15 protein-coding genes are annotated in these 25,129 nt (G+C 61.1%); 8 read left to right on the top strand and 7 right to left on the bottom strand.

Features of this window, described 5'->3' with window-relative positions; genetic code table 11:
* The first annotated feature begins 79 nt into the window (after nucleotides 1–79).
* Nucleotides 80–3,193, top strand: a complete 3,114-nt coding sequence (locus ACOYXI_RS13630; protein ID WP_461674957.1) for a transglycosylase domain-containing protein — start codon at nucleotides 80–82, stop codon at nucleotides 3,191–3,193.
* Nucleotides 3,194–3,358: 165 nt separating this feature from the next.
* Nucleotides 3,359–8,041 carry an NEL-type E3 ubiquitin ligase domain-containing protein gene (locus ACOYXI_RS13635; RefSeq protein WP_461674958.1) on the top strand — a complete coding sequence of 1,561 codons (4,683 nt, stop codon included), beginning with the start codon at nucleotides 3,359–3,361 and terminating at the stop codon, nucleotides 8,039–8,041.
* A 48-nt stretch (nucleotides 8,042–8,089) separates the two neighbouring features.
* Here the strand turns inward: ACOYXI_RS13635 and ACOYXI_RS13640 are convergent, their stop codons facing one another.
* The 5 genes from ACOYXI_RS13640 to ACOYXI_RS13660 all read right to left on the bottom strand — a co-directional run bounded on the left by ACOYXI_RS13640 (nucleotide 8,090) and on the right by ACOYXI_RS13660 (nucleotide 13,790).
* A complete protein-coding gene (locus ACOYXI_RS13640; RefSeq protein WP_135296487.1) occupies nucleotides 8,090–8,581 on the bottom strand; it encodes a CS1 type fimbrial major subunit in 492 nt (163 codons plus the stop codon).
* A 1-nt stretch (nucleotide 8,582) separates the two neighbouring features.
* On the bottom strand, nucleotides 8,583–9,341 hold the full coding sequence (locus ACOYXI_RS13645; protein WP_461674959.1) for a molecular chaperone: 759 nt from the start codon (nucleotides 9,339–9,341) through the stop codon (nucleotides 8,583–8,585).
* A gap of 59 nt (nucleotides 9,342–9,400) precedes the next feature.
* Nucleotides 9,401–10,657, bottom strand: coding sequence for a hypothetical protein (locus ACOYXI_RS13650; protein ID WP_461674960.1), 1,257 nt, complete (start codon nucleotides 10,655–10,657; stop codon nucleotides 9,401–9,403).
* A 28-nt stretch (nucleotides 10,658–10,685) separates the two neighbouring features.
* Nucleotides 10,686–13,208, bottom strand: coding sequence for a CS1-pili formation C-terminal domain-containing protein (locus ACOYXI_RS13655; protein WP_461674961.1), 2,523 nt, complete (start codon nucleotides 13,206–13,208; stop codon nucleotides 10,686–10,688).
* Nucleotides 13,209–13,313: 105 nt separating this feature from the next.
* Nucleotides 13,314–13,790 (bottom strand): CS1 type fimbrial major subunit, encoded by a 477-nt coding sequence (locus tag ACOYXI_RS13660; RefSeq protein ID WP_177416203.1) that lies wholly within the window; start codon nucleotides 13,788–13,790, stop codon nucleotides 13,314–13,316.
* Between the two features lie 515 nt (nucleotides 13,791–14,305).
* On the opposite strand from ACOYXI_RS13660, the gene ACOYXI_RS13665 reads away from it, so the two are divergent.
* Together ACOYXI_RS13665 and ACOYXI_RS13670 are read left to right on the top strand one after the other, a co-directional pair.
* A complete protein-coding gene (locus ACOYXI_RS13665; RefSeq protein WP_139054248.1) occupies nucleotides 14,306–14,887 on the top strand; it encodes a PadR family transcriptional regulator in 582 nt (193 codons plus the stop codon).
* On the top strand, nucleotides 14,884–15,669 hold the full coding sequence (locus ACOYXI_RS13670; protein WP_461674962.1) for a siderophore-interacting protein: 786 nt from the start codon (nucleotides 14,884–14,886) through the stop codon (nucleotides 15,667–15,669). Before ACOYXI_RS13665 ends, ACOYXI_RS13670 begins: the two co-directional genes overlap by 4 nt.
* Nucleotides 15,670–15,775: 106 nt before the next feature.
* Here ACOYXI_RS13670 and ACOYXI_RS13675 read toward each other — a convergent pair whose 3' ends face one another.
* Both ACOYXI_RS13675 and ACOYXI_RS13680 read right to left on the bottom strand, forming a co-directional pair.
* The gene (locus ACOYXI_RS13675) at nucleotides 15,776–16,414 is read right to left on the bottom strand and encodes a Pr6Pr family membrane protein (protein WP_098965445.1); all 639 of its coding nucleotides are present in this window, start codon (nucleotides 16,412–16,414) and stop codon (nucleotides 15,776–15,778) included.
* A 1-nt stretch (nucleotide 16,415) separates the two neighbouring features.
* Nucleotides 16,416–16,646, bottom strand: a complete 231-nt coding sequence (locus ACOYXI_RS13680) for a VF530 family protein (protein ID WP_003227831.1) — start codon at nucleotides 16,644–16,646, stop codon at nucleotides 16,416–16,418.
* A gap of 300 nt (nucleotides 16,647–16,946) precedes the next feature.
* On the opposite strand from ACOYXI_RS13680, the gene ACOYXI_RS13685 reads away from it, so the two are divergent.
* The 4 genes from ACOYXI_RS13685 to lon all read left to right on the top strand — a co-directional run bounded on the left by ACOYXI_RS13685 (nucleotide 16,947) and on the right by lon (nucleotide 24,993).
* A complete protein-coding gene (locus tag ACOYXI_RS13685) occupies nucleotides 16,947–18,308 on the top strand; it encodes a carbohydrate porin (protein ID WP_098965447.1) in 1,362 nt (453 codons plus the stop codon).
* Nucleotides 18,309–18,535: 227 nt separating this feature from the next.
* Complete coding sequence (locus ACOYXI_RS13690; protein WP_461674963.1) at nucleotides 18,536–20,947, top strand: glucose/quinate/shikimate family membrane-bound PQQ-dependent dehydrogenase; 2,412 nt, start codon at nucleotides 18,536–18,538, stop codon at nucleotides 20,945–20,947.
* A gap of 507 nt (nucleotides 20,948–21,454) precedes the next feature.
* Nucleotides 21,455–21,820 (top strand): DUF6124 family protein, encoded by a 366-nt coding sequence (locus ACOYXI_RS13695; protein WP_027612112.1) that lies wholly within the window; start codon nucleotides 21,455–21,457, stop codon nucleotides 21,818–21,820.
* A gap of 755 nt (nucleotides 21,821–22,575) precedes the next feature.
* Nucleotides 22,576–24,993: an endopeptidase La gene (gene lon / locus ACOYXI_RS13700; RefSeq protein WP_027612113.1), complete on the top strand. Its 2,418-nt coding sequence runs from the start codon at nucleotides 22,576–22,578 to the stop codon at nucleotides 24,991–24,993.
* The last annotated feature ends 136 nt before the right edge of the window (nucleotides 24,994–25,129 follow it).

The following is a 25,129-nucleotide window of genomic DNA, read 5'->3' on the forward strand; positions in this document are numbered from 1 at the left end:
CACTTTTTTTTCCCCATCACCAACCACCGTCTAAGCTTCAGTCAAGTCCGATCAATCTGCGTGAATGGATCAATCGACTATGGGCGCTTTGTGGCAAACCGATTCGAGTAAAGCCGTGGTTCCGACTGAACGTGTGGATGAAGCGCCTGTTCCCCCCCAAAAACGCCGCAGCCGGCATGGCTGGAAGGCGTTCTGGTTATTGCTGCTGATTATCGCCATCGTGGTGGGTCTGGCCGCGAGTAAGGAGATGCGTACCTCGCGTTTCCAGTCCCGGGAGCTGAGCCAGTACGCCGCCTCGCTCAAATATCAGTTGGAGCCCGGTCCCAGCGAAGCGATCCGCTATCCGGGCAACGGGCCGTTCGATCTGCGTCTGGGCTACAGCTCTCTCGATGAATTCCTGCCACGCCTGCTCAAGCGCAATTACGTGATCACCGAGCAGACACGATTTTCACCCGCGCTGCTGAGCTACACCGACAAGGGCCTGTTCGTGCCCTATTCGGAAAAGATCCAGGCCGGGCTGTCGATCACCGATTGCCGCGCTGCGCCGTTGTATCAGTACAAGTACCCGCAGCAGCTGTATTCGAGTTTTGCGGCGATTCCGCCGGTGGTGGTCAGCAGTTTGCTGTTCATCGAAAACCGCTTTCTGCTCGACCCCAAACAACCGCTGGCCAACCCGGCGGTGGACTGGCCGCGTTTCGGCATGGCCGCGTGGTCGCAGGTAGCGAAGTTGCTGCACCTGCCGGGGCAATCGGCGGGCGGCAGCACCCTGGCGACACAGCTGGAAAAGTACCGGCATTCGCCCGATGGCCTGACGGTGTCTGGCGCCGAGAAGATCCGCCAGATGATTTCCGCCAGCGTGCGCGCCTATCAGCCCGGCCCGGAAACCCTCGGCGCGCGGCAGAACATTATCCGCGACTACCTCAACAGCGTGCCGCTTTCCGCTGTGCCGGGGCACGGTGAAGTACACGGCATGGCCGAAGGTTTGCGGGTTTGGTACGGCAGCGATTTCAACCAGGCCAATGCACAGCTGAACAGCCCGGCCACCGATGCGAAAACCATGGCCGACAAAGGCCTGGCCCTGCGCGAAATGCTCTCGCTGATGATCGCCCAGCGCCGCCCTTCGCATTACCTGACCAAAGGCCGCGAAGAACTCGCCGACCTCACCGACAGCCACTTGCGCCTGCTCAAACAGGGCGGCGTGATCGACAGCGCGCTGGCCGATGCCGCACTGGCGAGCAAGGTCACTTACCGCGACTGGCAGACCCAGCCGACCCTTCAGCCGATCGAAACCAACAAGGGCATCAGCGTCGCCCGCAGCCGTCTGGCGAGTATGCTCAACCGTCCGCTGTACGACCTTGATCGCCTCGACCTCTCAGCCACCAGCACCTTGCAGGGCGAGTTGCAGACCCAGGCCACCGATTACCTGAAAAAACTCGCCGACCCCACGTTTGCCGGGCAGATCGGCCTGATTGGCGAACGCCTGCTCACCCCCACCAGCACCACCCAGGTGCGCTACAGCTTCACCCTGTTCGAACTGACCCCGGACGGCTCGCGGGTGCGCGTGCAGACCGACAGCACCGACCAGCCGTTCGACATCAACGAAGGCAGCAAGCTGGAGCTCGGCTCGACGGCGAAGATGCGCGTGCTGACGACTTACCTGCAGATCATCTCCGAACTGCACGACAAGTACGGCGCCATGAGCGTGCCGGAACTGAAGAAGGTCGAAGTACCGGATCAGGACCGCCTCAGCCAATGGGTGATCGATTACCTGATCCAGAACAAGGACCACGACCTGTCGAAAATGCTCGGCGCCGCGCTCGACCGCAAATATTCGGCCAGCCCCGGCGAGGCGTTTTTCACCGGTGGCGGCCTGCATGTGTTCCACAACTTTCGCAAGGAAGACAACGGCCGCCTGCCGACTCTGCGCGATGCGCTGCGCGAGTCGATCAACCTGCCATTCATTCGCCTGATGCGCGACGTGGTGCGCTACGTCACCTACTCCGGCCCCAACAGCAGCGCCGAACTGCTCAAAGACGACCGCGATCCGCGACGTCAGGAATACCTGGCCAATTTCGCTGACCGCGAAGGCACCTCGTTCCTGCTCAAGTTCTGGAAGAAGTACAAGAACAAGGACACCCAGGCGCGCCTCGACACCTTCCTCGACAGCATGCGCCCGACCCCGATCCGCATGGCCGCGGTGCATCGTTATCTGCTGCCCAATGCCAGTCAGGAAGACTTCAACAGCTTCGTGCGCGCCCACCTCAAAGGCGCCAAGCTCACCGAGAAACTCACCGACGATCGCCTGATCCGGTTGTACGACGCCTACGGCCCGGGCACCTACGATCTGCCGGATCAGGGCTTCATCGCCAAGGTCCATCCGCTGGACCTGTGGTTGATGGGCTATCTGCTGCACAACCCGGACGCCACCTTCAGCCAGGTGGTCAAGGCCAGCGAGTTCGAGCGCCAGGAAGTCTATAGCTGGCTGTTCAAGAGCAAGCACAAGGGCGCCCGTGACAGCCGCATCCGCACCATGCTCGAGATCGAAGCGTTCCTGGAAATCCACCAGCGCTGGCAGAAAGTCGGCTATCCGTTCGACCATCTGGTGCCGTCGCTGGCCACCGCCATCGGCAGCTCCGGCGACCGCCCGGCGGCGCTCGCCGAACTGATCGGCACCATCCTCAACGACGGCGTGCGCATGCCGACCCTGCGCATCGACAGCCTGCACTTTGCTGCAGACACCCCGTATGAAACGCGTCTGACCAACGACCCGCATGTGGGCAAACGGGTGATGCCATCGGAGGTCGCCACAGCGATGCGCGAGGCTCTTTCACAAGTGGTGGACTCGGGTACGGCGAAACGGGTGTCCGGCAGTTTCAAAACCGCCGACGGCACCCCGCTGGTGATGGGCGGCAAGACCGGCACCGGCGACAACCGCATCGAAGCCATCGGCTCCGGCGGGCGCATCCTCAGTTCGAAGTCGATCAACCGTACCGCGACCTTCGTGTTCTACATCGGCAACAACCACTTCGGCACGCTCACCGCGTTCGTCCCCGGACGCTCGGCGGAGAACTTCAAGTTCACCTCGGCACTGCCGGTGCAAGTGCTCAAGGGCATGGCGCCGATCCTTTCGCCATACCTGCAACCGGGCACGCACACGCTGTGCCAGGCGCCGGAGGTCACCGCCGCCCGGTAAGCCACGAAAGCAGCGTGGCGTGGTGGTAACTGTGTATTTTTCCCTCCGTGTTTTTCGAAGGCTCCGTGCGCAACCCCGGCGCTTTCAACCGGGTATTTGCGCTTTTTTCACCCACTGTCCTTGCCTAGGCTGATCGTTCCATTTTTGATCAAGGACGATCCAGCAATGCCCACCCTTTCCCCGCAGGGGCAACCGCCACGCACGGCGCACCTCGTCTCACCGGATGTCAGTGTTCATTATCAGACGATCGAAAAAGCCATCCCGGCCTGGCTGCGCGCAAGCTCAGCAAAGCGGGTCAATGAATTGCAGCTGCACCGACTGAAACTGCCGGCCTGGTATCAAGAGGTATCGGACGCCGAACATCGGCGTCTGCAACAGCAGATGCAAAATGCCTGGAAAGCACAAAACGACGTGGACAAGGCCTTGAGCAGTCTGCAAGACGTCTACGCCTTCGCCAAACCGTTATTACAGCAGGCGTTGCGACAGAGCTTCGGCGTCGAGGACGACGTCGAGAACACCTGGTTGCGCCTGTACGCCCCCGTCAACAGCGCGTGGTGGGCCCATGACTTTGCCGGTGCAACCACCAGCCGGACCGTCTCGCTGCTCGACGCTGCATTGCATAATTTTTCCCGTGATGAAGCGTTCAGCCCGGCCTCGGAGTTCATTACCCGCCCCGATGCCAACGGCCACTTCACGGTCAGGCCGCTCAAGCACAAAGTGAGTATCGAGCAGTTCAAGTCACTGTGCCGCGAGCTGAATATCGGCGCCCGATACGAGCAGCATCTCAACGATTTTCTGCGCTCGGGCAACCGTGTCGCCCGCCAGGTTTTGCAATACCGGGTCATCTTCAGCCAGAAAAGTACATTGAGCGTCTGTGCCCAGCTGGCCCTGGCGAAAAAGGACATTGACCGCGACGCCTACGAGGTCATCCAGGGCATGCTCGATGATCGGCGCAACCTGCGCTGGCGCGGGCGAGCCATCAACTACTACAACCTCGCCATGATGGATACGGCGCTGACCGGTATCACCCTAATAGCCCCTGACGTGGACACCGCCAATACCCCGGTTCCGGTGATTGCCTATGTGCCCCATGACCCGGAACACCCGCTCAAACAATACCCCTCGGCGCTGGACTTCATGGCGGAACTGACGCGGCAACTGCGCGACCGCGACGCTGCCGGCAGCTATCAGCGGTTTTTCAGCCAGTTCGTCAACCATCAGCAACGCGGGCATTTTTTTGCAGGGTTGAACGCCCGCCTGAGCACCGTGAAATGGCACGCCGTACCGCCGGGAACCCACCTGCCCAGTTGGCGCGAAACGCCTGTGGATCACCCCGATCTGCGCTTTCGCCTGACAAAAATCCAGGACGACCGCGATACCCGTTACACCGGCAGTCTCTGGGCCTACTTCCAGCAGCAGAAGCTCAACAAGATTTTCAATGACGCCCGGGAGATCGCCATTTCCACCGAGTATGCCGACCGCATGGCCCGCTGGGCCTGGTGGGACAACCTGGGGAAAATCCTCTCGGATATCTTCAACCTGGCGCTGCTGGTGGTGACCCCGCTGGTGCCGGGACTCGGCGAATTGATGCTGGCCTACACCACGTATCAACTGCTCGACGGCGTCTTTGAAGGCATCGTCGACATGGCCGAAGGGCATTTGGCCGAAGCGGGTGAGCAAGCCATTGGCGTGCTGCAAAGCATCGTCCAGCTCGGCGCCTTCGCCGCTGGCGCCAGCCTGGGACGTGTCGCACGGGTCAAGCTGTCGTCGTTTGTCGAAGGCCTGAAACCGGTGCAGTTGGCCGATGGCCAGACCCGCCTGTGGAATCCGGATCTGGAGCCCTATCGTCTGCCGGAACAGACCCTGCCGAGCCCGGCCCGCCCCGATGCGCACGGCGTTCATACGCTGGGGGACAAACACCTGTTGCGCCTGGATCAACACCTGTTCGAGGTGACCAAGGATCCGGCTTCCGGGAAACACCGCCTGCGCCATCCGCGACGTCCCCGGGCCTACGCACCGACGCTTGCACACAACGCCGACGGGGCCTGGGTCTGTGAAACGGAAAGCCCGCGTCTGTGGGACGGACCAAAACTGATGCGACGCATCGGCCATCGCACCGATGGTTTCAGCGACGCGCAACTGGAGCACATGCGCCTGCTGACCGGCACCGACGACGACATGCTGCGCCGCATGCACGTCGACAACACCCCGCCGCCGCCATTGCTCAGCGATACGCTGGATCGACTTGGCCCGGCGCGGCCAGTGCAGCCCGACGCGCCACTGTCGCCGGCGGCCAGCCAGGTGCTGGTGGATTGTCCACAGTTGACGCCGGTTCTCGCCGAACGGGTGGTGTCCCATGCCCGGCCGCTGGAACAGCAGCAAGCCACGGCGCAACGTCGTTTGCCCTTGCGTTTGCGCACGATCGCCCGCGAGGTGCAGTTTGAATTGCAGTCCGTGCGCGCCGCCCAGGGTTTGCAGCAGGAAGCCCTGAGCAATATCGACAGCGAACGGCTGATCCTCGGCGCGCTGCGGCATTACAGCGATACCTTCGGGGCGCTGCGGATTGAAATCCGTGAAGGCACGTTCGATGGCGAGTTGCGCTGCGAAGCCGGTGCTGCGGTCGCCGAGCGCGTCCGGGTGCTGGTGCGGGTCGCTGCCGATCGCTATCAAGTGCGCGATGGCGCGGACCTGCCGATCCACCCTGCCAGTGGCCTGTACGAGGCAATCCTGCAGGCAATCAATCACGATGGCCGCAGTGCCCTGGGGTATCGAACCGACGACATCGAACCGTTCAAGCAGTGGATCATCGCCAGAACCCAGGCCCCCAGCGAGCGGCGCACGCTACTCGCCAGTCCGCCGATCCGCCCGATCGCTGAATACAACACCCTGTTTCTGGTGCGCGGCCCGGGCCTGAGCCGCAATGCCGCCACGCTGGAGCAACGCATCCAGGATCTGCATCCGCATTTCAGCCCGAGCGAGGTCGAAGCGTTTGCCAATGCCCTGACCGAACGCGGCGAGCCGCTCAAGGCCATCGAGGCACATGAAGATGAACTCGATGAACTGCGGGTCATCGTCCATCGCTGGCGCTATCAGCAACCGGAGAGCTGGGGGCCGGGCAGTCAGGGGTTCCGTGACGGTGGCGGGCTGCATATCTACGAAAGTCTGCTGAACTGCTTCGAACGCAAGAACGCGCACCTGGGCAACCGCGCCGATCCGTCCGCCTATGCGCTGGACCTGTCGCTGGAACTGCTCTCCACGGATCTGGAAACCTGGTGGGCGAAACGTCCGCCGCTGAAGAAGTTTCTCGACAAGGTCACGCTGCTCAATCTCGACAACGCGCGGTTTTCCCCCGACGCCAACGGCCTGCTCAAAGACTTTCCGAACGTGGTCGAGCTGAGTGCCAAATACTGCGAGCTGACGCGCTTGCCGGAACGCATCGGGAGCACGATGCCCCGCCTCGAACGTCTGCGTCTGAACAATAACCACATTGTGCTGGACCGCGCCGCCGTCGAACGGCTGGGCAGCCTGACCTACCTCGAAGTGCTGAGAATGGACGACAACCCGCTGGGGCTGTCGCCTGATCTGTCGCGCATGCCGCGCCTCAAGGTGGTGGCGCTGAAGAACACCGGCCTGACCACCTGGCCTGACGGCATTCTGGCCAAGCCTCGGCCACGCGGTCTGCTGCTCGATCTGCGCGGCAACCCGCTGACGGTAATCCCCGACGTGCCGAGCGGTTCCGATGGGCAATGGCTGGTGGCGCGCACGCGTCTGGACGTCGCGGCCCTGTCTGATCTCAACCAGTTGCGTTACCAGGACAGTCGCCGTTCGATGGCACTGCCACCGGAGCCGATCATGCCGGTCGCCATCCCGGGCACCTCGATCATCTCCAACTATGGCGCCGATTACTGGTCCGACGTGCCGGGCTGGGGCATTGATCGCGAAACACCGTGGACAGAGCTGGTGGAAGATCCCATGGCCGCACCGTTCATGGCGACGTTGCTCAGCGTGCGTGAGTTTGCCGATTTCCGCGCGGGCGGAGCGGCGCGCGAGCAGTTGATGCAACGCGTCTGGCGCATGCTCGACGCCGTGCACGTCGACAGTCGCTTGCGCGAAAAACTGTTCACCATGGTGGTGGCGCCGGTGGACTGCGCCGATGCCGGTACGCAGCTGTTCAACCACATGGGGGTGAACGTACTGGCCTACGAGGCGCATGCCTATTCGGTCGAGCCGAAGGAACTGGAACTGAAGCTGGTGACGCTGGCCAAAGGCGCGGCGCGCCTGGAACAGGTCAACGAAATCGCCCGGGCCGATGTCGCCAGCCGTGGCGGCAATCCCGACGACGTGGAAGTTTATCTGGCCTACCAGACCGGCCTGGCCAAACGTCTCGGCTTGCCCTGGCAGTCCGAGGGCATGCTGTACCGGGCGGTGTCCGGCGTCACTGACGCGATGATCGATCAGGCCTGCGACACGGTACTGGCGCTGGGTGAAGGTGATGGCCTGGTCAACCAGATGCTTGAGCTCGACTTCTGGAAAGAGTATTTGAGCGAGCGCTATCCCGTGCGCCTGGAAAGCAACAAGCGTCTGTTCCAGCACCGCTACGAAGCCCTTGAATCGCTGCGCGAGATCCAGCGCCAGTGGGTGCAATCGACCGTGGCCGAGGAACGCGCAGCCTTGCGCGAACAGCTCAAGACGTTGATGAACGATCTGCCGGCGCCGGCAACCGTGGTGTTCAATGAAGAACCGATCAGCGACGCGCTGTTCGAGCGGCTGCTGGTCGATCTGGCGGATGACGAAAAAGAGCTCGCGCGTCGCCTGACCCGTGAAGCCCTGACCCGCGCCGGGCTTTGATGACGGCGTGCCGGCCTGCCCGTTGCACATCGGGCAGGCCGTGCCACCTCAGGGTGCCGCCGCATTGAAGATCAGGTGCACGTTGCCATAGTAATTCCCCGGCTTGTAGCCGCCGGCGGGCGTGATCGGCTGGATCTCCAGCGCATAACGCCCGCCGGCCCTGGCCTGCTCTGCAGAAACCACCTGACGCGGCGTCTCGTGAGTCAGCACGGTATCGGCGAAGCTGACGCGCAGATAAATGTTCTGCTCCTCGCGACCATTGGACAGAAACGCGGCGTTCTCAAGGCGGGCCTCGATGGCACTGGTGTCGTGCCTGAGGTCGAAGTGTTTGCGCATTCCGCCGAGGCTCTTGGTGCTGATATTCCACGGCAGAATCTGTTCACGATGAATCCAGTCCGTTTCGGCCGGTATCACATAAAAACCCAGCGTCGGAATATCCACCGACACCTCGAACCGGTGCTCTTCGCGTGCCGCAAACGATTCTGCACTGAACAGGGTCAGAACGCCCGCGCACAGGATCATCAACGATGGCTTGATCATTTCAGGCCCCCCCTGATGATTGGCCGGCTACGCGCAGGGACTTCTTGCTCTCGCCTTCCACCAGATTGAAGCGGTATTCGCGTCCGGACTGCTTGTCGAACTCGAAACTGTTGCCTGCGCGGATGTGGTGTTTGGTGGTTGGCTGGCAGGCGGTTTCGTCTTTCAGCGCACAATTGCGGAACTCGTCGATCAGCACCACGGTGTTGCCGTTATTGCGCACTCGATAGGTTGTCTGGGTGTCTTCGATCACGCTGTCGAAACGGCTGTCTTTCGGGCGCACAAAGAACACCGTACCGAAACCGGTCATGACGTTGACCCCGGCCGACAAGGTGGTTTTGTATTGCTCACGCTCCTCGGCGGACACGGCGAATTCGTCTTCCTTTTCCGGGACAACGGGGATGAACCGCACGCGGAAATAGCGCTCCCGATCACGCTCACCCATCATCAACAGACGCGTACCCTGCATGCCGTTGGCCGGCACGATCAGCCGCGCGGGGCTGGCCATCAGGCCGTCACGACTGCTCATGTCAGCCTGGCTCCTGACCTCGATTTCCCGCGAGGTGCCGTCGGCGTCATAGAGGATTTCGAGAATGTTGACCTTGACGAATGCAGTGCTGTCGCCGCTGTTGAATACCCGTTTCAGGTACGTGCTCTTGTCACCGTCGAGATAGTCGTAGACCGTCCCGACATTGATCTGCGGGCCGGCCTGCAGGGCAAAGGGCAGCCCGCTCAAAACCATTGCTAACACCAGACGCTTCATCACCTTGATTCCTTGGTCGTTGAACACAATGCCGAGTCGACTCATCGCTGAATGGCCCATCAGATATCCGAATCCCAGATCACAATGACAGTGCCGGAATAGCTGTCGCTCACGCCGGGCTGCAGCATCTCTGCCATCGAATGCGGCCGAACTTCGAAATGCAGGGTTCCCGGTGCTCGATCCACATAAAAACCGGGCTTGAAATACAGGGCATTCCCGGCGCTGGGCTTCAACGGCATGCGCCGCACCGGCTGGCCGGCAAGATCGGTTATGCCATTGGGCATGCTGACGCTGACGTGCAGCTCGACTCGACGGTAATTATTACTGTCCTGCAATCCGCACTCGGCACCTACTCCGGGACCGCAATTGATCAGCATCTTGAAACGCGATGACGCCGAGATGTTGAAGGTCTGGTCGCGGAACAGGCTGACCGGCCGCCGTCCGGCCTGCAGCCAGCTCTGCCAGCCACCGTTGGGAACCAGGCGGACTTTCTCGCCACCGGGAGGAATTTCGACCTTGAGGGTGTGCTGTACATTCAGATTGAAATTCAAGGTCAGAGACGAACTCGACGGCAACATCACATCGCCAAAATCGAAATCCGCATTCGGCCCGACGCTGTAGGTCAGCGAACCGCTGTAGTCCCCCGACGACATGCCCAGCGGGTCGGGGGTGACCAGTTCATAGGCAAAATCGAGGTGTTCCAGACGCAGCCACGGCACATCGAACTTCGCCTGTTTGGTGCAGGCAGCGGCCGCTGGCGTTTTCCAGAAAAACGAGTATGAATCGGGGGAGAACCAACCCACACCGCTGTACTGACAGGGCGCCGGAGCATAGACCCAACTCAAGCCCCACAACAGGTTGTGGGCGCTGCGATCGTCTTCGGCGCCCTCCACCAGTTTCATCACATTCTCGGTCACATAGCGCGAACCGATACCGACGATCCGCACCTTGACGATTTTTGGCTCGCGGGTGGTCTCGTGATAGACCGTCAGCTCACGCCACTGCACGGGTACCTGAAACGTTGCCCCTTGCCGCGGCGAAGGATGATTCGCCGCAATCGGCGCACGAGCGTTGAACTGAATCGGCACCTGCAAGCTGAATATTTCGTGCTGCTCGCACTGCGCCGGATCGTAGGTGCAGTAACCACTGGAAGGCGTGGTGTTGTGGAACTTGTTGCGGTGCGGATAAGACGAGTCCGGCTTGAACTCGGCGGTGATCGACACCTGTTCGGCGTGAGCCGCAGATACCGTGCCGGCGACCAGCACAACAGCGGCCAGCCCGCGACGCAGGTATGTAGCCAAGGGTGAGACGTTCATGTCTGCAAATCTCCTGAAGCAGGCCGGATCAACCCGCGGTGTGAGCCTTTTGGGTGACGTCGGCCAACGTGTCCGGCGAGCAGCGCAAATCGCCGATCATCAGCACGTTGTTTTCGCTACGGTGTTGGTCGGGGTCGAGCCGGAACTGGCACAGCAGTTGATCGGCGTAGCGCACTTCGAGGGTCGGTGAGCCGGCGTGCATCTCCATCGAGAAAAACCCGTCGACTTCGCTGACCCCGCGACTGGCGTGATTGATCACGTGATGGCCTTTGAGCGGCTGGCCTTGGGGGTCGAGCAGGCGTCCGAGTACGGTGACGGTTTTCATCACCCGCACCTTGCGGTACTCCACGCCGCCCTTGTTCAGGTGATAGCGGGCGCGAGACGGTTCGATGTTGGCGGCCGGAACATGATTGCCTTCGAAATCGAAGCCCACCGAACTGTTGCGGTACGCCGTGAGCGGGATGAAATTGCGCCCCGGCCGCAGCGCTGAACTGCCGCCGCTGAGGTCGTCGGCGCGCAGGGTGACGTCGGTGATATCCGACTCGACATCGACGATCATTCCGGCGCCACGGCCCTGATGCTGGCTGGTCATGACCAGTTGCTGACCGCCGACGATCACGCTGCTGTCGAGGTTAACGCCACCGGTGAAGTTGCCGTTGTAGGACGAGCGCTGCACGAAGCCGTCGCCATTGACCCAGTCGGTACGGAAGTTGGCCAGGCTCGAAAGACCGACGCCGTAGGTGTCGGTCAGCGCCGTGACCGAAACGCTTTGCAGAATGTGATTCTGCAGATCCTTGCGATAGCCGATCGAGCCATTGTTGTCGCGCCCGCCATCGCGGGCGGTGCGGCTGCCGATGCTGCCGGAAATCTGCTGCCCCGGCCCGCCCAGTGCCATGTTGATGCTCAGGTCGATCCCGCGATTACGCGCCTCGCCACTGCTGTAGCTGCCCGGCCGGTCGAACAGCGACAGCCGCCAGTTGGCATCGCTGCCAAACAGCTCGGTGCGCTGCGTCCAGCCCAGGTCCATGCCCACGCCTTCGACGTTGCCTGTACTGTGCGAGACCCGCGCACTCAGCGAATCCTTGCGGCTGATACGGTGGTTGAGCGCCAGCGACGAGTTACTGGTTTCGCCGGTGAACACATTGCGCTGCCGCACCCGGGTACCGTCGGGCAGCGTGTCGTAACTGTTACGGGTATCGAGCCAGCTGCGGTTGTGGCTGACCACCAGACTGCCGGCGCCATAGTTGTACAGGCCCTGCACATCGGCGCCGGTGCCGTGGTCTTCGGTCTGATAGAGATTGGCGAAGAGGCTGATGCTGTCGGCCAGGCTCCAGTCGATCGAGGTGCCGTACTGCAAGGTGTCGCGTACCTGACGCGCCGACAGGCCAAGGATCACGCGCGGGTGCAGCAGGTAGTTGAGCGCAGCGCCGGCGGCGAGATCGCCGCTTTGCTGTTCCTCCCAATTGCTCAGCAGTTTGCTTTCCTGCCCGGCGAACACGTTATAGCGCCAGCGCTGGTCGAGGTTTTGCCAGTTCACCGGTTTGTAGACCAGCTCCTGAGTAGTCGCGGTGGTCTGGCCATCCTCGATCAGGCGCACTTCGACTTCATAGATGCCACCGGGCAAGGGCCGGGTATCCAGCGTCTGTAAACCGGCCGGCACGGCTTGCGTATTGATCAGCAGGCCATCGCGATAGATCTCCACCGACGCCTGGCGATTGGCCGTGACGAAAATCGGGTAGACGCTGGGCCGCGGGCTGTCGACCGCCAGGCTGTCGGAGCTGCCATACATCACACCCACCGCCGTATCGGGGCTGGTGCCGAACGAACGGGGCTGGCGGGTCAGGCCTTCGGAATTAGGGGTGAAATAGCCCAGGCGGAAAAAACTGCCCTGCAGTTCGCGCTGGGTGTAAAGCTCGTGTACCGCATGATAGGTCTTGGTGTCCGGCCCGCCGAGGCGCGCCAGTTGCATATTGAAGGCCTGGCTCCAGTTGCCGAGACTGGCACTGGCTTCCAGACCGAAACGTCCGCCCAGATCCTGGTTCTGGCCGCCATTGAGGTTCAGCTGATTACGCAGCATCAGACCGCTGCTGCCCCCCTCGGGCTGCTCATGGAAGCGTTGCGTCTGCAGATCGCGCTCGGCGTTTTCGGTGGCGATCGAGAGCAGTGAATTTTCCAGGTTGTAATGCACCGCCAGCAGTTGCTCGGGGCATTGCCCGCTGCAGTTGCCCAGGGCTACGCCGGATTTGAGGAGACTGGCCCAGGTTTCGCGCTCGGCGGCACTGATACGGCTGTCACTGGTGTCGGTGAAGTCGAGCAAGGTAATGCGATCATCACGCGACAATACAATCATTGCCTCGCCCAGCGGTTGTTGATCAAGTTCGACACGAACCGCCAAAGGCACATCAAAGAAATGCTCTTCAAAGTCCGCCGGAAGACCTTTCGCCTGAGCCAGCAAACTTCGCGGGGTATTATCGACTGGAGGCGGCGCCGCCAGTACGCTGCTGCTCAAAAGCAATGCAAGCGCAGCCGCGATGGGCGTCATCGGATACATGGATTAATACTCTGATTACCGGAAGTAAAAGCCCGGCCGGGCAACTTCAAAGTTGCCGGCCGGTTACGTTACTGGACAAGTAACGTCAGGTATTGCCGTTATGACTCAAACCGAAGGTTCGACGACCAGCATGACCACACCGGTGTAATCGCCAGCGGCCGGTTTGGCACCGGTAGCGCTGATCTTGAAGGGCGCGCGATAACGCGTATTGGACTCGGTATCACCGACCACTTCCTGCGAAGTGGTGGTCAGCGTCTTGCCGTTGAGTTCGACTTTCAGGTCGATGGTGTTGTTACCGCCAATCAGCTTCGGCACACCTTCCAGACGTGCATGAACCTTGCCGGCCGTGTGCAGCACGTCGAAGTGCCCGTTGACTTCGCGCATCGAATTGGTGGCCGGGTTGTAGCTCATGTCCTGATCCTTGTTGACCAGATCGGCATCCACCGGCACCGCATAGAAGTCGTCAGCCGGCACGTGCGCCACGAGACTGATGGAGTGCTTGGCTTCAGTGGCGGCAAACGCCATCGAGGCGCTCATGGCCAGGACAGTCAGAGGGGCGGCAAAGGCGAGTTTCTTGAGCATCATTGAATACCTGTCTTATATAAATTAGTTGAGTCGTCGAGCAGTCAAGGCGAACTGAACAGTCACGAGCAGTCAGTGCTCACCGTTAACTTTCAACGCCGAAGAATATTCAACCAATTTATCTTCAAAGTAAGCAGGCAACGTCCTGCGACCTTGTAGCCTGGACGCTATTAGATGAGAAAGAAAAAACCGCAAAATTCAGGAAAGTTCCTGTCCAACTGTAAGAAGCAGGCTACAGCGCGCCAGCCGAATGACTGCATGCGCCACAACTTGGTAGCAACTTCCGTAAGACATGTACCACACTTTCCCGGAAACAAAGGGCGAAACGGAATATTAGAGAATCAGCACTAATCTGCGCCTTTGCCGGGGGATTTAATACTGCGTTTTCTTGATCATTTTCCGGTTTTTTCGACCGCAGATTCGATCGGTCAGGTGAGCGCCGTTGGTCAGGAACCCTTGTCAACGCCTAAAGATATATCTTAAGTTGTATCTAAACACGACGAGAGAGCAGGAAAATGAGAGACCATCATTCCCCCCATCATCACCGCGAACACGGCGACGGCCGTGACGGCTTCGAAAAACGCCCCGGCCGCGAACGCGGTGGACGCGGCCCACGGGTCTTCGCCCCCGGTGATCTGAAATTGTTGCTGCTGGCGCTGATCGCCGAGCAGCCGTGCCACGGCTATGACCTGATCCGCCAGATCGAAGGCATGTTCGACGGCGCCTACAGCCCAAGCCCCGGCGTGATCTACCCGACCCTGACCTTCCTTGAAGAAAGCGACCTGATCAGCGGCGACGCCGAGGCCGGCAAAAAACGCTACAGCGTGACCGACGCCGGTCGTTTGTCCCTAATCGAACAAGCGGTAGCGCTGGACGGCGTGCGCATGCGCATCGACGTCAGCAAACGCTCGTTGCGCGGCCATGACCGGCCGCCGGAAATCCACGAGGCGGTGCACAACCTGCGCCACGCCTTGCAACTGCACCACGGACGCTGGAGCGCGGAAGAAATCCAGCGGGTTGCCGCGCTGCTCAACGACACCGCCAAAGCCATCGTCGACGGCCCCGCCGTTCAAACTGCCCCGGAGAAAGCCGAATGACTGCAGTCGATACGCAAACCATTCATCGCGTGATGCACGAAATCAAACGCCGCAAACTCGAAGTCTTGCGCGTGGTCGACCTGACCCCGCGCATGCGCCGCATCACCCTCGGCGGCCCGGAGCTGGCCGGGTTCACCAGCCTGGGCACCGACGATCACGTGAAATTGCTGTTCCCGCAGAATGCCGAACAAACCGCTGCGCTGGAGACCATGGTGCTCGGCGCCGGCAAGGACAACGGCCCGCTGCCCGAGATGCGCGACTACACCCCGCGCCGCTACGACCTGGAAAAACTCGAGCTGGACATCGACTTCGTCCTGCACGGCGACGGCCCTGCCTCGACCTGGGCTGAACAGGCCAGACCCGGGCAATTCCTGCACATCGGCGGGCCACGCGGTTCGATGATCGTGCCGGACATCTTCGACAGCTATCTGCTGATCGGCGACGAAACCGCCCTCCCCGCCATCGCCCGCCGCCTTGAAGGCCTGGCGGCCAATCGCAAGGCGCTGGTGGTGATCGAAGTGGAGAACGGTGCCGAGCAACAAGTGCTGGAGAGTGCGGCGCAGGTCAATGTGATCTGGGTCCTGCGCGACGGGGGCAAGGACAACCTGCTGACCACGGTCAAAGAGCTGCAGGTGCCCAAGGGCAATCTGTATGCGTGGGTAGCGACCGAGACCAAGGTTTCGCGACAGATTCGCCGGGTGCTGCTGGATGAGCATGGACTCAATGAGCAGTTCGTCAAAGCCGTCGGCTACTGGCGGGCTGAGGGTTCGGCAGAAGAGTGATTTGCCCTTGTGGGAGCGGGCTTGCTCGCGAATGCGGTCGATCATTCAACCATGATGTTGACTGACCTGACGCCTTCGCGAGCAAGCCCGCTCCCACATTGACCTTTTAACTTCGTCCTGACTGCCAGCGGTCGATCCCGATCACCAGCAAGCCAATCAGCACAAACCCCACCAATATCCCCCCGGCATTGATGAACACCTGTGTATAACCGAGCATTGCCACATCAATGAACGGATACGCGTAGGCGCCAAGCAGATGCCCGCGCAGCAAGGCGTAAACGAAGTACACGAGCGGATAGATCAGCCACAGCGGCAGGTGCCACAGGCGCAACGTCCCTTTAGGCACGCAGCACCACCAATAGCCGAGAAACATCAGCGGCATCACGTCGTGGAGTAATTCGTCGGCAACAAATTGCCAGCCCTGCGGGTGCCACAAATGCCGCAGCAGAATGCTGTAAGCCAGACCGACCACCGCAATGCTGACCGCAATCCCGCTGCTCACCCATGGCTGGAGAAACCAGCGCTGTGCGGCGGATTCACGCCCGGTGACAGCGCAGGTCAGCACGGTCGCCACCAGGGTGTTGGTGAGTACCGTGAAGTAACTGAAGAAACTCACCAGCCCGCCCAGCAGGCTGGCGTCGACACTCAGCCGCGCAAGGAAAATCAGGTACAGCTGGATACTCAGCCCGGCCCAACCGAGCGTGGCGATGAGCGTGATCAGGCGTCGCCGCGTAACGGCGTCCATCTCAGAGCGGACGCTTGGTGCGCATCAGTTTCACGTACAAGCGCTCGACCTTCTCCCGCGCCCACGGGGTTTTGCGCAGGAAGGTCAGGCTCGACTTGATGCTCGGGTCGCTCTTGAAGCAGCGGATATCGATGCGCTCGGCCAACCCCGACCACTCGTAATGCGCCACCAGCGCATTGAGGATCTGTTCGAGGGTTACGCCATGCAGCGGATCGGGAGTGTGGTCGTTCATGCCAGGCCTTTGGACGGAGGGAAAATGCACAAGCCGCGCACCTTAGCCGAGGGGCCGGTCAGGTGGAAGGCCTTGGATCAAATGTAGGCCAACCCGAGAAGATCGCAGCCTGCAGCCATCGCCACAATGCGCCCGTTTGCCGCACTGTTACCGAATCAGAAATGCTGCATGTCTGCAAAAGCCCTTTGTCTTTTTGTTACAGATCATTATCCTGCCGCCCTTCAGCTGAATCGCTTCACTGCCTGCGTCAAATTGAAGCGCTCGGTTTACCCCCGTAAAACACCAAAAAAAGACTGACCCATGCCTGATTTTTCCTTCTCCCGAGACAGCGCTATCTCAGCCCTGCGCCTGCTCGGCGGCTGCACCGCGCTCGGCTTCGCCACCTACGCCCAGGCGGCTCCCGCCTTCGACAGCGACTCACCGTGGATGCTCGGTGACTGGAACGGCACGCGTACCGAACTGGCGGAAAAAGGCTACGACTTCAAACTCGATTACACCGGCGAAATGGGCAGCAACCTGCACGGCGGCTACGACCACGATCGCACCGCGCGTTACAGCGACCAGTTCGGTCTGGGCACGCACCTGGACCTGCAAAAAATCCTTGGCTGGGACGACGCCGAGTTTCAGCTGACCATCACCAAGCGCAGCGGCAACAACATCAGCAACGACCGGATCAACGATCCACGCGTGGGCGGCTTCACCTCGGCCCAGGAAGTCTGGGGCCGTGGCCAGACCACGCGCCTGACGCAGATGTGGTACCAGCAGAAATTCTTCGACCAGAAGCTCGACATCAAGGTCGGCCGCTTCGGCGAAGGCGAAGACTTCAACAGCTTCCCGTGCGACTTTCAGAACCTGGCGTTCTGCGGCTCGCAGGTCGGCAACTGGGTCGGCGGCATCTGGTACAACTGGCCGGTCAGCCAATGGGCGCTGCGGGTCAAATATCACCTGACCCCAGAGTTGTACGCGCAGGTCGGCGCCTACGAGCAGAACCCGTCAAACCTCGATCGCGGCAACGGCTTCAAACTCAGCGGCAGCGGTACCCAAGGCGCCGTGTTGCCGGTGGAACTGGTGTGGACGCCGAAGCTCAACGGCCTGCCGGGCGAATACCGTGCCGGTTACTACTACAGCAGCGCCAAGGCCTCTGACGTCTATAAAGACCAGAACGGCCAGCCTGCTGCACTGAGCGGCGAAGCCTACCGCAGCGCGTCGAGCAAACACGGCGTGTGGTTCGGTGCGCAGCAGCAAGTCACCAGCCTCGCCAGCGACCACTCGCGCGGCTTGAGCGTGTTTGCCAACGCGACGATGCACGACAAGAAAACCAACGCGATCGACAACTACGTGCAGGCCGGCGTGGTCTACAAAGGCCCGTTCGATGCCCGCGCCAAAGACGACATCGGTTTCGCCCTGGCCCGCGTCCACGTCAACCCGGCCTTCCGCAAGAACGCCGAAGCGAGCAATCAGGCGCACGCCGTCTACGACTATGACGACCCGTCCTTCCTGCCGCCGCAGGACACCGAATACAGCGCCGAACTGTATTACGGCGTGCACGTTGCCAACTGGCTGACCGTGCGCCCGAACCTGCAATACATCCGCCATCCGGGCGGCGTGAACGAGGTCGATGACGCACTGATCGCGGGGATCAAGATCCAGTCCTCGTTCTAAAGATTTACGCAAATCCCCAAGGTGGGAGCGGGCTTGCTCGCGAAAGCGGCGTGTCAGTCGATGCATCAGCCTTCTGACACACCGCTTTCGCGAGCAAGCCCGCTACCACAGGGGGATTGATGAAATTCGTTAGCTAGACAAGTTTTTATCTGAACCATACCTGCGCCCAATCGTCATCTAGAGTGACTAAAGCGCGGGACTAAATAAACGTCACGGAGAATCACACTATGAGCACCGAAAGTGCTTCGAGTCGGGGCCGTCTGTTACCGAGCCTGCTCGGCATTCTGCTTCTACTGATGGGCCTGGCCATGTTGGCCGGGGGAGTCAAGCTGAGCATGCTCGGCGGCTCGCTGTACTACCTGCTGGCCGGTATCGGCATTGCGCTGAGCGGCATTCTGTTGCTGCTGCGTCGTCGTGCAGCGCTGGGCCTGTACGCCATCGTGCTGTTCGCCAGCACGGTCTGGGCCTTGTGGGAAGTCGGTCTGGACTGGTGGCAACTGGTGCCGCGTCTGGCCCTGTGGTTCGTTCTCGGCATCGTGATGTTGCTGCCGTGGTTCCGTCGTCCGTTGCTGCTCAATGGCCCGGCGCCGATGGGCACGGGTGGCCTGACCGTGGCCGTGGTGCTGGCCGGCGTCACTGCCCTGGCCAGCCTGTTCACCCACCCGGGCGAAACCTTTGGCGAACTGGGCCGCGACACCGCGGACATGACCAGTACCGCACCGCAAATGCCTGAAGGCGACTGGCAGGCCTATGGCCGCACCGAATTCGGTGACCGCTACTCGCCGCTGAAGCAGATCACTCCGGCCAACGTCGGCAAGCTGCAAGAAGCCTGGCGCATCCAGACCGGCGACCTGCCAACCGCCGATGACCCGGTCGAGCTGACCAACGAAAACACCCCGCTCAAAGCCAACGGCATGCTCTATGCCTGCACCGCGCACAGCAAAGTGCTGGCGCTGGATCCGGACACCGGCAAGGAACTGTGGCGCTTCGACCCGCAGATCAAGAGCCCGGTCGGCTTCAAGGGCTTCGCCCACATGACCTGCCGTGGCGTGTCGTACTACGACGAAGCCGCTTACGCCAAGTCGGAAAACGCCGCTTCCGCCGTCATCTCCGAAGCCGGCAAAGCCGTTGCCCAGGCCTGCCCGCGTCGTCTGTACCTGCCAACTGCCGATGCACGCCTGATCGCACTGAACGCCGACACCGGCAAGATCTGCGAAGGCTTCGGCAAAAACGGCGTGGTCGACCTGACCCAAGGCATCGGCCCGTTCACCGCCGGTGGCTACTACTCCACCTCGCCGGCGGCGATTACCCGTGATCTGGTGATCATGGGCGGTCACGTCACTGACAACGAGTCGACCAACGAGCCATCGGGCGTGATCCGCGCTTTCGACGTGCGCGACGGCCACCTCGTGTGGAACTGGGACAGCGACAAGCCGGACGCCACCGAGCCATTGGCCCCAGGCGAAACCTACAGCCGCAACTCGGCCAACATGTGGTCGCTGGCCAGCGTCGATGAAAAACTCGGCATGGTTTACCTGCCACTGGGCAACCAGACTCCAGACCAGTGGGGCGCAGACCGCACCGCAGGCGCCGAGAAATTCAGCGCCGGCATCGTTGCCCTCGACCTGGCCACCGGTAAAGTGCGCTGGAACTACCAGTTCACCCACCACGACCTGTGGGACATGGACGTTGGCAGCCAGCCAACCCTGCTCGACATGAAAACCGCCGACGGCGTGAAACCGGCGCTGATCGCCCCGACCAAACAGGGCAGCCTGTACGTCCTCGACCGTCGTGACGGCACGCCGATCATCCCGATCAAGGAAATCCCGGTTCCGCAAGGCGCCGTGAAAGGCGACCACACCGCACCGACCCAGGCCCGTTCGGACCTCAACCTGCTGGCCCCGGAACTGACCGAAAAAGCCATGTGGGGCGCCAGCCCGTTCGACCAGATGCTGTGCCGCATCCAGTTCAAGGAACTGCGCTACGAAGGCCAATACACGCCTCCGTCGGAACAGGGCAGCCTGATCTATCCGGGTAACGTCGGCGTGTTCAACTGGGGCGGCGTCTCGGTCGACCCGGTTCGCCAGATGCTGTTCACCAGCCCGAACTACATGGCCTTCGTTTCGAAAATGGTGCCACGCGAGAAAGTCGCCGCCGGCAGCAAACGCGAGAGCGAAACCGCTGGCGTGCAGCCAAACACCGGCGCGCCATACGCGGTGATCATGCACCCGTTCATGTCGCCACTGGGCGTACCGTGCCAGGCCCCGGCCTGGGGCTACGTTGCCGGTATCGACCTGACCACCGGTAAAGTTGTGTGGAAACGCAAAAACGGCACCAGCCGCGACAGCTCGCCAATCCCGATCGGCTTCACCCTGGGCGTACCAAGCATGGGCGGTTCGATGGTCACTGCAGGCGGCGTCGGCTTCCTCAGCGGCACCCTCGATCAGTACCTGCGCGCCTACGACGTGAACACCGGTAAAGAACTGTGGAAATCGCGTCTGCCTGCAGGCGGTCAAGCGACTCCGATGACCTACACCGGCAAGGACGGCAAGCAATACGTGCTGCTCGTTGTTGGCGGTCACGGTTCGCTGGGCACCAAGATGGGTGACTATGTGATTGCGTACAAACTGCCGGAATAAGTTTTAGCGGCGGTAAAGGAAAGGCGATGCTCCGTGAGGGGCATCGCCTTTTTTGTGCCCACACTTTCTGAGTCCACCGGACAAACCTGTGGGAGCGGGCTTGCTCGCGAAAGCGGTGTATCAACCAATGAGTTTGCCGGCTGACACATTGCCTTCGCGAGCAAGCCCGCTCCCACACTGGACGGTGTCCGTCCTACAGAAGCGCGTTATACGCGGGAGATTTCCGACAAGTCGCGTCGGTTGTGCCTCGGAAGTTGGCTGGATAGGCTCTGGTGGTCGCTGGAAATTCAGCGGCCGGGCGTCGCGGCCTGATAACTGATGCATAATCGCCAACCTGACAGCACCTCGGATGCCTGTTGGTTGTGTCATGGCGGCTGTGCGCGGGATACCTTCTTTGGGGGTATGCCGATTCCTCAGTTATCGGTCCGCGAACCCGCGTACAGCTGCCACCTCAGATTGCGTCGCGGCAATTGAAGGTAGCTCCACTTCACCAACTGAGAATTCATCATGATCAAACCCACACCGAATCCCCCCGAAACCTCCCCCTACGAATCCCTCGATTCCAGAAAACTCCACGACGCCGCCGAGCGTGCGCTGGATCACTACCTGAAGCCCTCCGCCGCCGCGGTGAGATTCCACAAACCCAGCAGCATGTTCCAGGTCGCCCCGGACATGGACAACGAAAGCCTGCTGGTTCACGCCTGCGAATCACTGGCCCAAGCCAGCCTCATGACCAGCGACATCGCCGCGTACATCGACATCCCGCAGCGCCGGACGATACTGGCCATTCAGCAAATCATCATGCTCGCCGAACTGGCGGTGAATCGGGTGCTGGATAATGTGGAAATCACCCAATCTGCGGCACACAGCTGAGCCATAGTGGGAGCGGGCTTGCTCGCGAAAGCGTCAGCACATCCAACACTTGCGGTGACTGACACACCGCTTTCGCGAGCAAGCTCGCTCCCACAGTGGAATTGGGTGAGTCAGGTGGAGATGGGTCGGCTCGTAGGCCGCCATCGCGAGCAGGCTCACTCCTACAGTTTGAACCCGGTGCATTCAGTTGGAGATCGGTTGGCTGTCAGGCCGCCATCGCTGGCAAGCCAGCTCCCACAGTTTTGATTCGTGTATGCCCCATGCGGCGCAGCCGCCCCACTCAAAACAATGAGCGCAAGCTCGAGTACCGCTCTTGATCTTGATCCACGGGCGACGTCGGAAGGCTGAGTGGAGGGATTGATCCGGGGGTGGGAGCGCAGCGACCGTTTGGCGCAGCCAAACACAGCGAGAGGAGGTGCAGCGAAGCAAACCGGAGGCGCTGCCCCACGGATCAGTCCCGGAGCGAAGGAACCCCGAGCCCCAGCGAGCGGGCCGAACGCAGGAGCAAGCCTTTTCGGTTACCTTTTCGGCGTCTGGAAAAGGTGACTCGCCGTAAGGGCGAAACCGCCAGCCGCCACACCCAAAAAAACGGATATACCCCCAAAACCCCAAGAACCTGGTCGGCCCAAAGGCCGCCAAGCCCAAAGCGTGACGCCTGTCAAAACCCTGAACGCACAAGCAGAAACACCGCCCCCCATTGAAACCACCCAAAGCCTGCCCCATCTAAGACCCATACCCCATTGCGCAGGTGCCCCATGAGCGACCAGCAAGAATTCCCGGACAACCCCGACGACTACACCGAAGCAGAACACATCGAACACACCTCATCCGGCAAAGGCCTGGCCCTGCCCGGCCAGAACCTGCCGGACAAGGTCTACGTCATCCCGATCCACAACCGCCCGTTCTTCCCGGCCCAAGTGCTGCCAGTCATCGTCAACGAAGAACCCTGGGCCGAAACCCTCGACCTGGTAAGCAAATCCGACCACCACTCCCTGGCCCTGTTCTTCATGGACACGCCCCAGGAAGACCCGCGCCACTTCAACACCGGCGCCCTCCCCGAATACGGCACCCTGGTCAAAGTCCATCACGCCAGCCGTGAAAACGGCAAACTGCAATTTGTCGCCCAAGGCCTGAGCCGCGTACGCATCAAGACCTGGCTCAAACACCACCGCCCGCCGTACCTGGTCGAAGTCGAATACCCGCACCAGCCCACCGAGCCGACCGACGAGGTCAAGGCCTACGGCATGGCGCTGATCAACGCGATCAAGGAACTGCTGCCGCTCAATCCGCTGTACAGCGAAGAGCTGAAGAACTACCTCAACCGCTTCAGCCCCAACGATCCGTCGCCGCTGACCGACTTCGCCGCCGCCCTCACGTCGGCGACAGGTAATGAGCTGCAAGAAGTGCTCGACTGCGTGCCGATGCTCAAGCGCATGGAAAAAGTCCTGCCGATGCTGCGCAAGGAAGTCGAAGTCGCGCGCCTGCAGAAAGAGATCTCCGCCGAGGTCAATCGCAAGATCGGCGAGCATCAGCGTGAGTTCTTCCTCAAGGAACAACTCAAGGTGATCCAGCAGGAACTCGGCCTGACCAAGGACGACCGCAGCGCCGATCTCGAACAGTTCGAACAACGCCTGGAAGGCAAAGTCCTGCCGGCACAGGTGCAGAAACGCCTCGAAGAGGAAATGAACAAACTGTCGATCCTCGAGACCGGCTCGCCGGAGTACGCGGTCACCCGCAACTACCTCGACTGGGCGACCTCGGTGCCGTGGGGCGTGTACGGCGAGGACAAACTCGACCTCAAGTACGCGCGCAAGGTACTCGACAAACACCACGCTGGCCTCGACGACATCAAGGATCGCATCCTCGAATTCCTCGCGGTCGGTGCCTACAAAGGCGAGATCAGCGGCTCGATCGTGCTGCTGGTCGGCCCGCCGGGCGTGGGTAAAACCAGCGTCGGCAAATCCATCGCCGAATCCCTTGGCCGGCCGTTCTACCGCTTCAGCCTCGGCGGCATGCGTGACGAAGCCGAGATCAAGGGCCACCGCCGCACCTACATCGGCGCGCAACCGGGCAAACTGGTGCAGGCGTTGAAAGACGTCGAAGTGATGAACCCGGTGATCATGCTCGACGAGATCGACAAGATGGGCCAGAGCTACCAGGGCGACCCGGCGTCGGCGCTGCTGGAAACCCTCGACCCGGAACAGAACGTCGAATTCCTCGATCACTATCTCGACCTGCGCATGGACCTGTCGAAAGTCCTGTTCGTATGCACCGCCAACACCCTGGATTCGATTCCCGGGCCGTTGCTGGACCGCATGGAAGTGATTCGCCTGTCGGGCTACATCACCGAAGAAAAAGTCGCCATCGCCAAGCGTCACCTGTGGCCGAAACTGCTGGAAAAGGCTGGCGTGTCCAAGGGCAGCCTGAGCATCAGCGACAGCGCACTCAAGGCCTTGATCGACGGTTACGCCCGCGAAGCCGGGGTGCGCCAACTGGAAAAACAGATGGGCAAACTGGTGCGCAAAGCGGTGATGAAGCTGATCGACGACCCGAAAGCAGTGATCAAGCTCGGGCCGAAAGACCTCGAAGCCTCGCTGGGCCATCCGGTGTTCCGCAATGAACAAGTGCTGTCCGGCACCGGCGTCATTACCGGTCTGGCCTGGACCAGCATGGGCGGCGCGACCCTGCCGATCGAAGCCACGCGAATTCACACGCTCAACCGTGGTTTCAAACTCACCGGGCAACTGGGTGACGTGATGAAAGAGTCGGCGGAGATCGCCTACAGCTACGTCAGCTCACACCTGAAACAGTTTGGCGGCGATGCGAAATTCTTCGACGAGGCCTTCGTCCACCTGCACGTGCCGGAAGGCGCCACACCGAAAGACGGCCCGAGCGCCGGCGTGACCATGGCCAGCGCCCTGCTCTCGCTCGCCCGCAATCAGCCGCCGAAAAAAGGCGTGGCGATGACCGGCGAACTGACCCTGACCGGGCATGTACTGCCGATTGGCGGCGTGCGTGAGAAGGTGATCGCGGCGCGGCGGCAGAAGATCTTCGAACTGATCCTGCCGGAGCCGAACCGGGGCAACTTTGAGGAGTTGCCGGATTATCTGAAGGAAGGCATTACCGTGCACTTCGCCAAGCGCTTTGCGGATGTAGCGAAAGTTTTGTTCTGATTTAGACATTGGTCGTTATCAATCAAACAACGATAACGACCAATACTTCTTCGCATAGCCGAGCACTTCATAATTGCCAAGCGATATAAAAAACTGACATTTCTGACAGTTCCGAAGTTTTCTATCTTGAATAAGC

Source organism: Pseudomonas sp. G3-19 (assembly GCF_054855875.1).

Excerpts from the sequence above, each read along its gene's own strand:
- ACOYXI_RS13640 (WP_135296487.1), bottom strand. The coding sequence starts at position 8,581 with ATGATCAAGCCATCGTTGATGATCCTGTGCGCGGGCGTTCTGACCCTG.
- ACOYXI_RS13690 (WP_461674963.1), top strand. The coding sequence starts at position 18,536 with ATGAGCACCGAAAGTGCTTCGAGTCGGGGCCGTCTGTTACCGAGCCTG.
- ACOYXI_RS13645 (WP_461674959.1), bottom strand. The coding sequence starts at position 9,341 with ATGAAGCGTCTGGTGTTAGCAATGGTTTTGAGCGGGCTGCCCTTTGCC.
- ACOYXI_RS13665 (WP_139054248.1), top strand. The coding sequence starts at position 14,306 with ATGAGAGACCATCATTCCCCCCATCATCACCGCGAACACGGCGACGGC.
- ACOYXI_RS13695 (WP_027612112.1), top strand. The coding sequence starts at position 21,455 with ATGATCAAACCCACACCGAATCCCCCCGAAACCTCCCCCTACGAATCC.
- ACOYXI_RS13655 (WP_461674961.1), bottom strand. The coding sequence starts at position 13,208 with ATGTATCCGATGACGCCCATCGCGGCTGCGCTTGCATTGCTTTTGAGC.
- ACOYXI_RS13675 (WP_098965445.1), bottom strand. The coding sequence starts at position 16,414 with ATGGACGCCGTTACGCGGCGACGCCTGATCACGCTCATCGCCACGCTC.
- ACOYXI_RS13630 (WP_461674957.1), top strand. The coding sequence starts at position 80 with ATGGGCGCTTTGTGGCAAACCGATTCGAGTAAAGCCGTGGTTCCGACT.
- ACOYXI_RS13685 (WP_098965447.1), top strand. The coding sequence starts at position 16,947 with ATGCCTGATTTTTCCTTCTCCCGAGACAGCGCTATCTCAGCCCTGCGC.
- ACOYXI_RS13680 (WP_003227831.1), bottom strand. The coding sequence starts at position 16,646 with ATGAACGACCACACTCCCGATCCGCTGCATGGCGTAACCCTCGAACAG.
- ACOYXI_RS13650 (WP_461674960.1), bottom strand. The coding sequence starts at position 10,657 with ATGAACGTCTCACCCTTGGCTACATACCTGCGTCGCGGGCTGGCCGCT.
- ACOYXI_RS13670 (WP_461674962.1), top strand. The coding sequence starts at position 14,884 with ATGACTGCAGTCGATACGCAAACCATTCATCGCGTGATGCACGAAATC.
- ACOYXI_RS13660 (WP_177416203.1), bottom strand. The coding sequence starts at position 13,790 with ATGCTCAAGAAACTCGCCTTTGCCGCCCCTCTGACTGTCCTGGCCATG.
- lon (WP_027612113.1), top strand. The coding sequence starts at position 22,576 with ATGAGCGACCAGCAAGAATTCCCGGACAACCCCGACGACTACACCGAA.
- ACOYXI_RS13635 (WP_461674958.1), top strand. The coding sequence starts at position 3,359 with ATGCCCACCCTTTCCCCGCAGGGGCAACCGCCACGCACGGCGCACCTC.